Origin of the sequence: Flavobacterium sp. xlx-214 (assembly GCF_013874595.1) — a bacterium.
Taxonomy (GTDB): domain Bacteria; phylum Bacteroidota; class Bacteroidia; order Flavobacteriales; family Flavobacteriaceae; genus Flavobacterium.
In genome coordinates this window covers 2342285-2356033 of the sequence record NZ_CP059431.1, presented here as the reverse complement: position 1 = coordinate 2356033, position 13749 = coordinate 2342285, and the positions used below count along the sequence as shown (strand labels likewise).

The window sequence follows — 13749 nt, the reverse complement described above, 5'->3', positions numbered from 1 at the left end:
TAAATAAAATGTCCAGTTTTTTAATGTAAAAACTGGACATTTTGTTTATATATAACAAATTACCAAAAAAACAAACTCATTGGATATACAATTGTTTTAAGTTTTAGCATAACCTATATCGATTTATTTAGGAAACACAACTTGTTATTTCATTCAAAAAAAACAATTATGTACTAAATAATAAACATTAATACTGTGATGTCTTAAAAAAATATAATACGAAATACCATTATAATGGTATTTAAGTTATTTTAATCAAAATAACTACTACTATGGTAGTATTAAGTGTTTTTTAGTTTTTTGTAAGCACGAATTAGTTCTTTTAGCTGACGATTTGATGTAACATCAAGATCTTTATCAGATAAAAAATGTTTGAACTTAAAATTACTTTTATAATTTTTTAATATAATTTCTTGATCAATAATTAAAAGTTCGTTTCTTAAATGTTGCTTTTCAGCTTCTATTAACCCAAGCAATTCAAATTTATCACCAAAATCTCTTCGAAAAGTAGTCGTGTTAAAGGGAATTGAATTTAAAATTTGCATTTGTTTTTTTGATTTTAGATCTAAATCTCCAATGATTTTAATTGCGATTCCTTCCACCTCATTTTTTGATAATAGATCTAAATTTTTAGGCAAAAACGATTCAAGTTGTTGTTTTTTCTTTCCTTTTCCGTTGTTTGTAGATTTATTTGTGGTTTCAGTAGAAATAAATCCACTTCCAAAACATTTTTTACAATTACTATTTAAGCCTTGACAAGTACAAATTTCAGATCTCATTTATTTTTTATTAAATATTTTTAAAACGTATTTATTTCATTTCTAAAACTACTCAAATTCTATTTCAAAATAGTGTAGAATAGCTTTATAATTATCTTGCTTTATTTTTAAGTAATCTCAGTTACCAAAATGTAAATCATTGCTAAGAATAAAGGTACCGGTATTGGCAAGTTTGTAAAAATAAGACATAGACTGTTTGATAATTTCAATTACTTGTGCGCGTAAAACATCAGAAAAAAGTGTAAGTTTATGTTATAATTACAATTCATGATTAAAACCATTTTATTTATCTGTTCTGCCAATAAACAACGCTCTAAAACTGCTGAAGATTATTTTAGCAGTAAATATGTTGATTTTAATTTTATTTCGGCAGGAACGAATATTAAAATGTGTGAACGTGAAGGAACTAATCCTTTAACAATTAATCTTTTGGAACAATCGGATTTAATTTTTGTTATGGAAAACAGCCACAAAAAAGATGTAAAAAACTTTATAAATGGTGAATTTAAAAAAGATATAATTGTTTTAAATATTCCTGATTTGTATAAGTACTATCAACAGGAATTGATTGAAATTTTGGAAGATAAAATTACATCTTACTTAAAATAATAGTCTAAATTTCAATAATTAATTCAGGATTAAACCCTTCATCTTTATCGCTTATATATCCATGTGGATTACAAATTACTTCAGTATTACCAATATTATAGTGACATGGCGTGTGGATATGACCATGAATCCAATACTTGGGTTGATGCTCTAAAATAAAATCTTCAAGATTAGAAGCATAGGCAGCTGTAACAGGATCATTTTTATAAATTTCAGGTACAGATTGCATACTTGGCGTATGATGTGTAATTACAATATTTTGCATTTGTTTAGCATCTTTTAAACTTTGATTTAGCCAAGATTTAGATCTCTGATGAATACCATAAATATCAATACTGCGCATTTTTGAATACGATGGATCACGTTTTATTTGCTTAAAGTCATTCATCTTATCTTGGCAGATCATTCCGTATTGCATTGGATCACCAAAAATGGAAAAATCAGTCCATAAGGTACAACCGTGGAAACGAACATTTTCGATATCAACAAAACTATTTTCTAAAACATAAATATCTGATTCTTTGCAAGCTTGTATTATTTTATTTAAAGTTTTAGGATAAGAACCTTTATAATATTCATGATTACCTAAAAGGTAGATTACTTTTTTATTTGGAATGTATTTTTTTACCCAATCTATTCCTTTTGTTCCCAAATGTGTATCACCAGCTAAAATAACAACATCAGCTTGTTCGAAATTTAATACGGAACTACTTCCAAATTCTAAATGTAAGTCACTCAATATTTGAATTTTCATAATTCTAGTACATTTATTACCATCTAAGCATGTTTGGTATCTTGCTAGATTCTTAAATATAAAGATATCAAACAAAATTTAATGATTCATTACTTAAATCATTTTTACTACTTGCCTTTACCCTACCCCTTAGAAATAGTTTTTCAATATCATCTCTCATAAAATAAAAGATTGTTCCGGAAGCATAAGAAAAAACAACTGTTATGTAGTCTCTTTTATCCTACATTCAAAATCATGATTAAACCTCCAATTCCAATAATAATCCATAAAAAAATAGCCATTAATAGCGGTTTGTAACCAATAGTTTTCATCATTTTGAATGATAAACTTGTTCCGATTAGAAATAATGTAAGTGTAAGTGCCGATTTTGATAAAGTGATGATGATTGAACTGAATTGCTGCATAAAAGGAACATAGGTGTTTATACATATCGCAATTAAGAATAACGCAATAAACCATGGAATCTTAAGTTTTGATGTAGAGTTTTTGAAAAACAATAAGGTTAAAAAAGATAAGGGAATAATCCAAAGTGCGCGTGCTAATTTTACTGTTGTAGCAACTTGTAAGGCTTCTTCTCCGTATTTACTTGCTGCTCCAACAACAGAACTTGTGTCGTGAATTGCGATGGCGCACCACAAACCGAATTCGTGTTGAGATAAGTTGAATAAATGTCCAAGTGGTGGAAAAATCAATAACGCAACGGAGTTTAGTGTGAAAACAACAGCTAAAGCAACCGAAATTTGATCTGGTTTTGCTTTGGTAATGGGTGCGATTGCAGCAATAGCACTTCCTCCACAAATTGCTGTTCCAGCAGAAATTAAATAACCTGTAGTTTTTTCTATTTTGAAGATTTTTGTGAATAAAAATCCTAAAATCATCAGCGTAGAAATACTAACTACGGTGAAGACAATTCCTTCTTTTCCTGCTTGTATAGCCGAAAAGACATTCATTCCGAAACCTAAACCTACCACAGCAACTTTAAGTAAAGTGCTTGATACTTTTCGTGATTGGATTTCATATGGATTTCCAAATATTTGTGCAACGGCAAATCCTAAAACTAATGCAATAGGAGAACTTATAAAAGGCATTAAACATAGAAATGCACATATTAAAAAGATCCCTTTTTGTGTTGTGAATTGTTGAAATAAGCCTTTGACTGAATGTATCATTTTCATGATTTGAATAATTTATGGTACAAATTTCTTGTACTTATCATTCAAAAAGAAATGATAAAAAGTAATCTATTATTACTTTAAGTTATAACGATTGCAGAAATCAATAAATAAATTGACCATTTTAGATTGTTCACCTTCTGGAACGATAAAATTAAAGCTACGCTCTATTACAAGGCTTTTAATATCAATGATGGTTAAAGTTTGATTTTTAAGTTCTTGTAAAATTGATTGAATCGATAAAAAAGCCAATGCATCAGAATGGAGTACATACGATTTTATACTTTCCGTACTTTCCAATTGAATCTCGACATTCAGTTCATTTAGCTTTATATTTTTCGATTTTAGAGCTAAATCAATAGTTTCTAGAGTTCCAGAACCTGGTTCGCGAAAAACCAACGGAATACTCTTTAAATCATTAAGCTTGATGCTGTTTTTTGTAGAAATAGGATGATTTTGACGAGAAACCAATACAATTTCATCTTTCATGAAAGGAATATAATGAAACGATCTGTTTTTGATTTGAGCTTCAATTAATCCAACATCAATTTTATGATGAGCTAATAAATCTTCCATTTTTTCTGAATTTTGAATCATTAAACTCAAATGTATTTCAGGGAATCTTTTACGAAACTCTGTCAAAATTGGAGGCAATACATATTGCGCAATTGTAGTACTGGCACCCAAGCGTAAAGTGCCTTTTTGCTTTTCTTGTAATTGACCGATTTCAAATTCCATTTTTTGATAAACAGCAAAAATTTCCTCTGTATATTTTAATAGAATTTCACCCGCTTTGGTCAATTTTATTTTCGTTCCATTTCGATCGAACAACTTAATGTTTAGATTTAATTCAATTTCTTTAATATGTTTTGTAACAGCCGGTTGCGTTATATTTAATTCGTTTGCTGCTTTTGTGAAATTCAATCGTTTAGCAACTGTGTCAAAAACTTTTAATCTAAAATCGAACATAAAAAATTATTGAAATAAACTTATATCTTCAAATATAGGAAAAATAGTAGCGCCACTTCTTACACCTTTTTTAGTTTATTTTAAGTACAAACTTTGTTTCTACTTTTATTACTTGTAAAAAGGGTTATTTGGTTTTAGGTTTTGAGTTTTAAGCATGGTTGGGTTATACAATCTTGGTTGTTTTAAAAAAGAATAATTTCGGTTTTTCTCTTCTTTTACGTCCAAGTCATTATTTAACAGCTTGGAAGCCGTGAACCTAAAGGTTTCCGATGAAAAGAAGCAAAAATCTATTTTTTTGGTCTTGCCGCGGCCTGAAATCGGTTAAATTACGTTTTAAAATCGATTTTTTTTAGCTACTTGTGGGACATCGCATCGAGTGCGATGTGACAGTGTAGATTTCGTTTACGCTTGTTTCAACGATTTAACGTTCGATTTGATACCAAGGGTACTTTTGATTCTTGTAAATAGTCTATTTACTTTATGTCATGCTGCACTTGATGCAGCATCGCATTTAGTTTTTGATTTCAGTTTTAAGCATGGTTGGGTTATACAATCTTGGTTGTTTTATAAAAGAATATTTCGGTTATTCTTATCTTTCTTTTGGTCGCAAAAGAAACAAAACTCCTGAGCGTCACTGCTCATGGTCGATTAGCGATTTAATAGCTAAATCAAATAAACTTGCTTTTTCCAAAAGCTTCAAACAGCATTTGATTTTACGCTATTTTCATCGAATCGACACTCATTCCGCTGTGAATGCTCAGTTAAGATCCAAGTAAATAGACCATTTATGTTCGATTCCATGCCAATGGCGCTTTGATTCTCCTTAATAGTTTAGTTCCGTTTTAAAATCAAAATTTTTTAGCTACTTGTGAGACATAGCATCGAGTGCGATGTGACAGTGTAGATTTCGTTTACGCTTGTTTTAACGATTTAACGTTCGATTTGATACCAAGGGTACTTTTGATTCTTGTAAATAGTCTATTTACTTTATGTCATGCTGCATCCGCTAAAGCGAGACAAGCATGCAGCATCGCATTTAGTTTTTGATTTCAGTTTTAAGCATGGTTGGGTTATACAATCTTGGTTGTTTTATAAAAGAATATTTTGGTTTTTCCTCTCTTTCTTTTAATCATAAAAGAAACAAAACTCCTGAGCGTCACTGCTCATGGTCGATTAGCGATTTAATAGCTAAATCAAATAAACTTGCTTTTTCCAAAAGCTTCAAACAGCATTTGATTTTACACTATTTTCATCGAATCGACACTCATTCCGCTGTGAATGCTCAGTTAAGATCCAAGTAAATAGACCATTTATGTTCGATCTCATGCCTATGGCGCTTTGATTCTCCTTAATAGTTTAATTCCGTTTTAAAATCTAACGAATCGAATCGTAGCAGAGCTACCCGATTCGTTTACGCTTGTTTCAAACGATTTAACGTTCGATTTGATGCCAATGGCGCTTTTAATCCTGGTAAATAATCTATTTACTTCATGTCATGCCACACCTGATGTGGTATCGCATCCAATTTTTCCGTACAGTTTGTCATCTTGAACGGAGTGAAAGATCTCTTCGATTCCTAATCTCTATTGTTAATGACTTGAGCTTTTCAGTTTTTCATTTAGCTTCAGTTCATTACTAATATGAAATAAAATCAATTGAATCAATATGTTAAAGAACGTATTTTACTTATTTAATATGCTTACCTGGTTACACATTAATTCGTAATTCATCATTTTAAATTCGTAATTAAATCTCTGATTACTTCGTTACCTTTTCATATAACCTTATAACCTTTTCCCTTTATAACTTTTTTACTTTACAAACAATTTCGCATCTTTAACTACTTCTCGGTAAAAAAGCCCTTGTTAAACACTTACATATTTTCTGGGTTATCTATGAATATTAGATAAAAAATCTAAAAATTGTCGTTTTTGATTCATGCATTACTCATGCTTTATCTATGCCTTTAGTATGCTTTATCTATGGAGCATCCCCCTAGTAGCTATTTTAGAATATTTTTCGGTTGGTGGTTTTCGCTTAATCCTAGCATAACTATACTTATTTTTAGGTAAATACTACATACCTATACACCTATTATTTTTCAATAGAATAAACGGTTTTTAAAAAAGTTGCTTCACCATGCGTACTACTTTAACATATTATTTGTTTTATCTAAAAAAAGAATCTATTTTTAAGGTGCGAAAATAAAAATACGATGCCTTTGTTTTAGATGGGTAGTTGGCTATAGGGTACGTTGTATTAAAGCATAAAACCAAAGTATTGACTACTTGCCGTTTATGCTTTATAAAACACCACCCTTTTTTTAAGGATGAAGCAACCATTAGGTACACCAACTAATTTGTTGTTATGGTGGAATTTTTTGGATTTGTTCTGTTTTCGTTCTCATAGGTATTACTATTTATGGTTATAGAACGATGTTTCTGAGGTATGAAGATTTCTTGCAGAAAAAAAAGGCAAGGCGGTTTCACACTTTAGTACCGAGGGCGACCAAACCCATCTTTAAAACTAGAAAGTTAAAAAGTTACCACCTAAAGCATATGTGAAAACCGCCCATGCCGTATGCAAAAGTAGTACTTTTTTAGACATGGAGCGATTTCACGATACTCTCGAGGTAAAATTGGTCGTTTCGATTCGAGGTTACATCGTTTTTAATTTGTCTTATACAGACTCATTATCAATTCGCTAGTACAAATATATAATTTTTTTTCAACTATTCGCTAAAGCGAACAGTTTTTTTTCAAATATTTTTTAAAAAATGAATCATAAAGAATATAGAGCAAATTTTAGTAAGAAAGTATGTGAGTATATTACAGAACGTTTTCTCTCAAATTTCAGCAGACATGACAATATAAAAAGTCAAAATGATTATGCAAAGGCAGTTGGTCTAACTTCGTCTACTATTGGTAAAATCCCTAAGGAAAAAAACTATAGTATTCCTTTATCTACTTTAGCATCAATTCTAAAGTTTGAAAATATAGAAATGGATAAATTTTTTGGTGATTTTAAAAAGTATTGCGAAAATGAAAGAAACTAATAATATGTGAGAATTAAAAGAGCCTAATAATCCTGAATTTGTAAAAGCACTACAAGATTTTGTTTCAGAATATAGGAATACAAAAAATAGAATAAAGTAGCAACATTTTTAACAGACTTAGTAATCTTAAATGAGAAATAATTATGATTTACAAATACTTATTTATTATACTTTTTATTACTAGCTGTGACAGAATTACAGAAAGTAAATCTAAAATTGAAGAACCTACAAAAGAAGAGTTACACAAGGAATATATTTTAAATCTTCATTATAAAAATACAGAAGAGGTCTACAAAAATCAAAACTTTGTAAACATTTTAAGCGTTAAGCATAACATACCTGATAGTATTTGTGTGGATATTATTACAGATTATTTAAATCTAATTAATAATGAAGCAAGAAATTATACTAATCAATATAAAATAGAAACAATTAAGAATTACGCTTTTGAAAATGATTTAAGTGAGAAGCAGGTGGCTAATTTATTGCATGATTATCTTAGTTATAAAGAATCTACCAAAAATTAAAAAAGTCTAATGCTACTAGAGAATTGAAAGAAGTAAATAATCGTGAATTCGTAAAAGTATAACAGCACTTTGTTGCTGAATACTAAATGAAACATAAATAAAACACTTATGAAAATATGAAAAAAATAAGCTGTATTGCAATAACGTTAGTATTGTTTTCTTGTACAACTACAAAAAACTCATTTGTAAAAAATAATTTATTAGACAGCAATACTTTTAAGTTAACGGAAATTTCTACTGATGCAACCTACGGATCAGAAAATAATCCTATCCAAGTAGGTGGTGTTTCAAGTAATGAAGGGCCAATTAATGAACGAAGATTTTTAAATGCCCTTGCTGGTCCAAATGGTGAATCTATTAGTTATTTCAGGGCTGGTAGTTGTTGTCCTATTAAAAGTAATAACAATCCATTTGGTGGTGGTAGTGTTATGCTAGACAAATATCGCGTTACTTGGCAAGGGGCAAATGACACACTTTCAATCTATATAAATATGTATGATTCTGGAGTGTTAAAAGCGCCTAAGGGTTTTACGATTAAAAATAACTTATAGCTTTTAGACAGATTACAATACTTATGAAGTACCTATTACTCTACTTATCTATTCTTACATCTTCCCTTGCCTATTCTCAACAAGAAATTTCTAAGGAAGTTCTTATGGGTTCATGGAAGTTTATTCAATTACAAGATGAAAACGGAGTAAAACATACAGAAATCCCAATGTATTTTCAAGGAGAAAAAACAGTCGAAATTATTAATAGAGATGACTACATTTTTTTTGAAAATGGAGATTATAAATGCTCTAACAAATACTCATCTGGAGGAGGTAAATGGATCTATAATAAAAATAAAAATAAAAATAATAATACCATTGACCTTACCTTAAGAATATTAAGCGATAACCCTAGCTTTCAAAGTCTATTAAATTATAATGTTGTTTCTAAAGCCCAAGATGGTTATTATTATCAAAAGCCAATCTCCTTAAGAATTGAAAGTTACAGCGATAATCAATTGATTATTGCAGACTCATACCCTTATGTTCTTGTTTACAAAAGATTATAATTCAAATGAAAATACACTTCCAAGAAAATGATCCAAGTTTAGAATCGCAATGGAGAGCCTTGATCTTATTTGGAAAAAATTCTGCAACCTATAAATTTGCTTTTGGAAAAGCTTTGTTAGATTTAACGTTTAAAGAAACTAACACTGTTTCTTTACGAGACTTAGCTCCTACTTTTGTAAACAATATTTTAGAACATCTTAAAAGTAACGATAAACAAGGGAATTCAAGTTCTAGTACTTTTTTAGAGGCATGTAGAAGCTATAATGCTAAAGCAATTACCTATGAAAAATTACTAGTGATAACTGAAAAACATGGCTTTACTAATGTTGTTGATGCTTTTCAGAATATAAATGGTGACGTTGTACCAAAACCTTTTTATCACAAAAATTATGTGGGAAAAACTAAGGAAATTGTGCTTACTGATGATCTTTTAAAACTAAAAGAAAGTTTGCAATTTCAAAACTTTAATGATGAAGTTGAAGCAAGATGGAATTTAGTAGAAATTGCATGGAATTTACAGATAAATCCTAATTTACTTGAAGTACAATTTGATGATAAGTTACAAGCATTATTTATTGAGAATGATTTCATGAAAAGAAAAGATATTACTTCTGCCAGAGCTTCATTAAATGGTTATCAAAAAGGGAAATGTTTTTATTCATTTCAAGATATTTCCATTTTATCTGGAAATGAGAATACTTGCGCTGTTGATCATTTTTTTCCACATGTTCATAAATTAAGTTTTAATCAGAAGGGAGCCAATGTAAATGGTATTTGGAACCTGGTATTAACTGATAAATATGTGAATTTAGACAAAAGTGCTAAAATACCAGAATTAAAATTCTTGGAAAGATTATATAAGCGAAACGAATTTTACATTGCAAGTAAACATCCTTTAGGAGAAACAATTGTAAACCAAACTGGTAAAACTTCATTAGAGCGACGTTTATTTTTACAAAAGCAATATGATTTATCCTTAAATTTATCTATTCAAAAATGGAAACCTATCATTGAACTTGATCCTTTATTTTAATGAACGATTTTACGCAATTACCTAGTGAAAAAATAATTTACAAAGATGCTTTTTTCTTTATTATCAAAGATGGTTTTCCTGTAAACCCAGGGCATTTATTGATTATTTCTAATAAATTAAGAACCGATTATTTTGATTTAACTGATGAAGAAAAAAAGCACTTACCACAAACGATTGAAAAGGCAAAACAACTAATATTAGAAGAATACAGCCCTGATGGATTTAATATAGGAATGAATTGTGGTGCAACTGCCGGACAAACCGTGTTTCATTTTCACTGTCATCTTATCCCTCGTTATAAAGGTGATATGGAAACCCCTAGAGGTGGTGTTAGGCATGTTATACCAGAAAGAGGTAACTATTAATATGGAAGATTATTAACCTTTTACAAAATAAAATTTTGTATTAAAGTAGCTTCATTTAGTAAAACAAGAAAAATTGCTTACAAAAAGTCTAAAGGACTTGGAGTCGATTTTTTATCAACATCCGTAATGTGCGTGTAAATCATAGTGGTTCTAATATCATTATGTCCTAATAATTCTTGCACTACTCTTATGTCGATACCACTTTTTATTAAATGCGTTGCATAAGAATGTCTTAGTGTATGAACACTTCCTTTTGAAATAATGCCTGCTTTTTTCATGTTTTTTTTTAAGATTAACTGTACACTACGTTCACTATACTTGGCACCTTTAGCACCTTCAAATAGAAATAACGTTGGTTTGTAGACTACATAATATTCTCTTAATAAAAGTAGTAGCTTATCAGGTAGTGCAATCATTCGGTCTTTATTGCCCTTTCCTTGTCTAATAAAAAGTACTTCGCTATCTGATTTAATATCCGTAATTTGAAGATTTAGCAATTCGTTTAATCTTAAGCCGCAACTATAAATTGTTGTAAGAATGGCTTTGTGTTTTAAGTTTTCACAAGTATTTAATATTTTTCTAACTTCATTTTGAGAGAAAAAAGTAGGTAGCTGATTTGTTTTTCTTTTTGGATATAGATAATCTAATTCAATTTTTTGATTATTCACTAGCTCGTATACTTTTTTTATAGCACCTACTAATGAACGTTGATATGATGCACTAATTTTATCTTGAAGTACTTTATTATTAATAAATAATTCAATCTCTGTAATTGGGATATCGTTAAGTGTATTATATTTTTTCATATGATCTAGAAAAAATTGAGCATATGAACAATATGCTTTTATAGTATTATTTGCATATCGTTGTGTAGTTAACCTGTTAGCCAAAAGTTTTATTATTGTTTCGCTATCCATATTATTTAATTTACAATTATCTTAAATAACTTCGCTATCCATGTATGTAAAAATACATTAAATATATAATTTACATATAAATAGTTATATTTGTTCAATATTTAACGAAATACAGATATAGTTGTTTTTTCACGAAACTTTTGTATATTTAGTTTTGCTAAATAATAATGTTACAGGCAACCCCTGAACGCCACCCCACATTTAGCACATTTTGGTTTTCCAATCGCACAAGTCAACGCTACAAAAACCAAAAAGAGCTAAATTTTCCCACTACATAAATTGAAATTTTAAATAAATTTGATTACATTTGACCCATATTAGTCAAGTCTAAATTTGGTAAAATGACACTTGGACAAAAAATTAGGGAATTGCGAGAGTCTAAAGGAATGTTTCAAAGGCAACTCGCCTCTATTCTTGAGGTGGGAGATGGCTTTTTAAGCAAAGTAGAAACCGACCAAAAAGCATTAAAAAGACAACACCTAAAGACAATAAGTGAAACTTTCGATTGTTCGTTTTCAGAATTAGAAGCCTTATGGATTGGCTCAAAGGTTTACGATATAGTTAAAGATGAAAAAGAGGGTATGAATGCCCTAAAAGTTGCTGAACAACAAATGCAATACGAAAAACAAATTAAATGAAATACCAATTATATAAAAAAGAACGAAAAGAAATTGTCCCTGTTAAAGAGACAAAACTGAATCATCTTGCCAAAAATAAACTCAACGAAATTTTTGAAAAAAGAACAGAATTGAGAATACCAAGTAGATATATTGAAACTTGGAACGAAGTCGCTTTATTTCACTCTGCTGGAGATGTGGAAAAAGCTAATGCTATTCTTTTTCCAAACGAAGAGTCAACTTTTGCATTAAATAATTCTTTAAATGATTTAACAGCAAAAGAATGGTTGCCTGAAACAATAACCGTATTCAGTCAAAAAGGATTAGGAGCAAGCAATAAAGACGCACAAATAGAAAAACAACATCCCGCTCCGTTTTCTTTTCAAGATGTAGGTAGATTAATACAGTTTTTTTCAAAAGAAAATGACAAAGTGCTTGACCCATTTTCAGGAGTTGCCTCTACCGTCAAAGCTTGTGCTTACAATAATAGAATTGGTTATGGTATAGAATTAAATCAAAAATATCACAATTTAGGAAAACAAAGAATTGAATTGGAAGTTCCAGACGATTTTCCATTTAAAGAAAAACAACAATTAATCAATGGAAACAGCCAAAAAGAAATTAAAAAATTCAAAAAGAATGAAATTGATTTTATTGTAACAAGTCCACCCTACTGGAACATTTTAGAAACTGTTGACCATAAAGGGAAAGAACGAATTGAAAATAATCTAGACCACAAATATAGTGAGGACAATGAAGATTTAGCGAATATAGAGGATTACAAAAAATTCCTTTCAACGCTTGCGAGTTTTTTTAACGATTGTTCAAAACCTCTAAAATCAGGAAAATATATGTGTGTAATTGTTAGTGATTTTAGGAAAAAAGAGAAGTTTTACACTTTTCACGCAGATTTAGCCAATGAGATAGAGAAAAAAGGGAATTTTGTTTTAAAAGGAATTAAGATACTCTATCAAAGGCACAAAAGCATTTATCCTTATGGGTATCCTTTTTCTTTTGTTCCAAATATGCACCATCAAAATGTTTTAATTTTTCAAAATATCAAAAAAGATGATTGAAATAAATAAGATATATCAAGGAGATTGTATTAAAGAAATGCAAAAAATGGAAAATGAATCTGTTGATTTAATAATCGCAGACCCACCATACAACCTAAATAAGGATTTTGGGAATTCTTCGGATAAATGGAATGATGTAGAAGAATGGATTACATGGTCAAAAAAATGGCTTGATGTAGCAATTACAAAATTGAAACCAACAGGGTCAATTTTTGTTTATGGTATTCATCACTATCTATGCCATCTTCACGTTTATCTATATCAAAAAGAATTAAAATACAGAAGGCAAATTATTTGGTACTACGAAAACGGGTTTTCAGGATACAAAAACTCACCATCTGCAAATTACGAACCAATACTTTGGTTTTCAAAAACAGACGAATATACATATCATCAAATAAGAGAACCATATAAAAGCGAAGAACGATTAAAAAATAAAATAATTAAAAACGGAAAAATCTGGACACCACATCCTGACGGCAAACACGCCGGGGATGTATGGAATATACCAGTTTTAGCAGGTAAACGTTTTGCAAATGAAAAGGTTGACCACCCAACCCAGAAACCATTAGCAATTTGTGATAGAATCATTAAACACTTCTCAAACGAAAATGATTTAATTCTTATTCCTTTTGGTGGTTCAGGTAGTGAATGTGTTAGTGCAATAAGTAATAATAGAAACTTTATAGCTTATGAGAAAAACAAAGAATACATTAAAATAGCAAATCATCGTCTAAACGAATTGGAAATCAATAAGCAAGTTGAGAAAGAGATTAAAACAAATGGTATATTTGTTGAAACTTAATATTTCCCAA

15 protein-coding genes are annotated in these 13749 nt (G+C 29.7%); 10 read left to right on the top strand and 5 right to left on the bottom strand.

Annotated elements, in window-relative coordinates; translation table 11 throughout:
• Window positions 1-281 precede the first annotated feature (281 nt).
• Window positions 282-779 carry a hypothetical protein gene (locus H1R17_RS11025; protein ID WP_163431144.1) on the bottom strand — a complete coding sequence of 166 codons (498 nt, stop codon included), beginning with the start codon at window positions 777-779 and terminating at the stop codon, window positions 282-284.
• 267 nt (window positions 780-1046) lie between these two features.
• Here H1R17_RS11025 and H1R17_RS11020 point away from each other — a divergent pair, with 267 nt between their 5' ends.
• A complete protein-coding gene (locus H1R17_RS11020; RefSeq protein ID WP_163431143.1) occupies window positions 1047-1388 on the top strand; it encodes a phosphotyrosine protein phosphatase in 342 nt (113 codons plus the stop codon).
• Between the two features lie 4 nt (window positions 1389-1392).
• On the opposite strand, the gene H1R17_RS11015 is transcribed toward H1R17_RS11020, so the two are convergent.
• From H1R17_RS11015 to H1R17_RS11005, 3 genes are all read right to left on the bottom strand, one after another.
• Window positions 1393-2142, bottom strand: a complete 750-nt coding sequence (locus H1R17_RS11015) for a metallophosphoesterase (RefSeq protein ID WP_163431142.1) — start codon at window positions 2140-2142, stop codon at window positions 1393-1395.
• 215 nt (window positions 2143-2357) lie between these two features.
• Window positions 2358-3317, bottom strand: a complete 960-nt coding sequence (locus tag H1R17_RS11010; RefSeq protein WP_255481735.1) for a YeiH family protein — start codon at window positions 3315-3317, stop codon at window positions 2358-2360.
• A 72-nt stretch (window positions 3318-3389) separates the two neighbouring features.
• Entirely contained in the window at window positions 3390-4283 is an 894-nt protein-coding gene (locus H1R17_RS11005; protein WP_163431140.1) for a LysR family transcriptional regulator, read from the bottom strand.
• A gap of 2776 nt (window positions 4284-7059) precedes the next feature.
• On the opposite strand from H1R17_RS11005, the gene H1R17_RS11000 reads away from it, so the two are divergent.
• From H1R17_RS11000 to H1R17_RS10975, 6 genes are all read left to right on the top strand, one after another.
• Window positions 7060-7338 carry a helix-turn-helix transcriptional regulator gene (locus H1R17_RS11000; RefSeq protein WP_163431139.1) on the top strand — a complete coding sequence of 93 codons (279 nt, stop codon included), beginning with the start codon at window positions 7060-7062 and terminating at the stop codon, window positions 7336-7338.
• Window positions 7339-7481: 143 nt separating this feature from the next.
• A complete protein-coding gene (locus H1R17_RS10995; protein ID WP_163431138.1) occupies window positions 7482-7865 on the top strand; it encodes a hypothetical protein in 384 nt (127 codons plus the stop codon).
• A gap of 116 nt (window positions 7866-7981) precedes the next feature.
• A complete protein-coding gene (locus tag H1R17_RS10990; protein ID WP_163431137.1) occupies window positions 7982-8416 on the top strand; it encodes a 2-dehydro-3-deoxyphosphooctonate aldolase in 435 nt (144 codons plus the stop codon).
• Window positions 8417-8439: 23 nt separating this feature from the next.
• Window positions 8440-8925, top strand: coding sequence for a hypothetical protein (locus H1R17_RS10985; RefSeq protein ID WP_163431136.1), 486 nt, complete (start codon window positions 8440-8442; stop codon window positions 8923-8925).
• A gap of 5 nt (window positions 8926-8930) precedes the next feature.
• On the top strand, window positions 8931-9959 hold the full coding sequence (locus tag H1R17_RS10980) for an HNH endonuclease domain-containing protein (RefSeq protein WP_163431135.1): 1029 nt from the start codon (window positions 8931-8933) through the stop codon (window positions 9957-9959).
• Window positions 9959-10324 (top strand): HIT family protein, encoded by a 366-nt coding sequence (locus H1R17_RS10975; RefSeq protein ID WP_163431134.1) that lies wholly within the window; start codon window positions 9959-9961, stop codon window positions 10322-10324. Before H1R17_RS10980 ends, H1R17_RS10975 begins: the two co-directional genes overlap by 1 nt.
• Window positions 10325-10401: 77 nt before the next feature.
• Here H1R17_RS10975 and H1R17_RS10970 read toward each other — a convergent pair whose 3' ends face one another.
• A complete protein-coding gene (locus H1R17_RS10970) occupies window positions 10402-11241 on the bottom strand; it encodes a tyrosine-type recombinase/integrase (RefSeq protein WP_163431133.1) in 840 nt (279 codons plus the stop codon).
• A 341-nt stretch (window positions 11242-11582) separates the two neighbouring features.
• On the opposite strand from H1R17_RS10970, the gene H1R17_RS10965 reads away from it, so the two are divergent.
• Genes H1R17_RS10965 through H1R17_RS10955 form a run of 3 tightly spaced genes read left to right on the top strand, consistent with a single transcriptional unit; the run spans window position 11583 to window position 13739 of the window.
• Window positions 11583-11879: a helix-turn-helix domain-containing protein gene (locus H1R17_RS10965; RefSeq protein ID WP_163431132.1), complete on the top strand. Its 297-nt coding sequence runs from the start codon at window positions 11583-11585 to the stop codon at window positions 11877-11879.
• Entirely contained in the window at window positions 11876-12934 is a 1059-nt protein-coding gene (locus H1R17_RS10960; protein ID WP_163431131.1) for a DNA methyltransferase, read from the top strand. Before H1R17_RS10965 ends, H1R17_RS10960 begins: the two co-directional genes overlap by 4 nt.
• Window positions 12927-13739, top strand: coding sequence for a site-specific DNA-methyltransferase (locus H1R17_RS10955; RefSeq protein ID WP_163431130.1), 813 nt, complete (start codon window positions 12927-12929; stop codon window positions 13737-13739). The genes H1R17_RS10960 and H1R17_RS10955 overlap by 8 nt, the downstream gene beginning before the upstream one ends.
• The last annotated feature ends 10 nt before the right edge of the window (window positions 13740-13749 follow it).

Bases quoted from the DNA above. Each gene is read 5' to 3' on its own strand.
- H1R17_RS11025 (WP_163431144.1), bottom strand. From the start codon at position 779: ATGAGATCTGAAATTTGTACTTGTCAAGGCTTAAATAGTAATTGTAAA.
- H1R17_RS11020 (WP_163431143.1), top strand. From the start codon at position 1,047: ATGATTAAAACCATTTTATTTATCTGTTCTGCCAATAAACAACGCTCT.
- H1R17_RS11015 (WP_163431142.1), bottom strand. From the start codon at position 2,142: ATGAAAATTCAAATATTGAGTGACTTACATTTAGAATTTGGAAGTAGT.
- H1R17_RS11010 (WP_255481735.1), bottom strand. From the start codon at position 3,317: ATGAAAATGATACATTCAGTCAAAGGCTTATTTCAACAATTCACAACA.
- H1R17_RS11005 (WP_163431140.1), bottom strand. From the start codon at position 4,283: ATGTTCGATTTTAGATTAAAAGTTTTTGACACAGTTGCTAAACGATTG.
- H1R17_RS11000 (WP_163431139.1), top strand. From the start codon at position 7,060: ATGAATCATAAAGAATATAGAGCAAATTTTAGTAAGAAAGTATGTGAG.
- H1R17_RS10995 (WP_163431138.1), top strand. From the start codon at position 7,482: ATGATTTACAAATACTTATTTATTATACTTTTTATTACTAGCTGTGAC.
- H1R17_RS10990 (WP_163431137.1), top strand. From the start codon at position 7,982: ATGAAAAAAATAAGCTGTATTGCAATAACGTTAGTATTGTTTTCTTGT.
- H1R17_RS10985 (WP_163431136.1), top strand. From the start codon at position 8,440: ATGAAGTACCTATTACTCTACTTATCTATTCTTACATCTTCCCTTGCC.
- H1R17_RS10980 (WP_163431135.1), top strand. From the start codon at position 8,931: ATGAAAATACACTTCCAAGAAAATGATCCAAGTTTAGAATCGCAATGG.
- H1R17_RS10975 (WP_163431134.1), top strand. From the start codon at position 9,959: ATGAACGATTTTACGCAATTACCTAGTGAAAAAATAATTTACAAAGAT.
- H1R17_RS10970 (WP_163431133.1), bottom strand. From the start codon at position 11,241: ATGGATAGCGAAACAATAATAAAACTTTTGGCTAACAGGTTAACTACA.
- H1R17_RS10965 (WP_163431132.1), top strand. From the start codon at position 11,583: ATGACACTTGGACAAAAAATTAGGGAATTGCGAGAGTCTAAAGGAATG.
- H1R17_RS10960 (WP_163431131.1), top strand. From the start codon at position 11,876: ATGAAATACCAATTATATAAAAAAGAACGAAAAGAAATTGTCCCTGTT.
- H1R17_RS10955 (WP_163431130.1), top strand. From the start codon at position 12,927: ATGATTGAAATAAATAAGATATATCAAGGAGATTGTATTAAAGAAATG.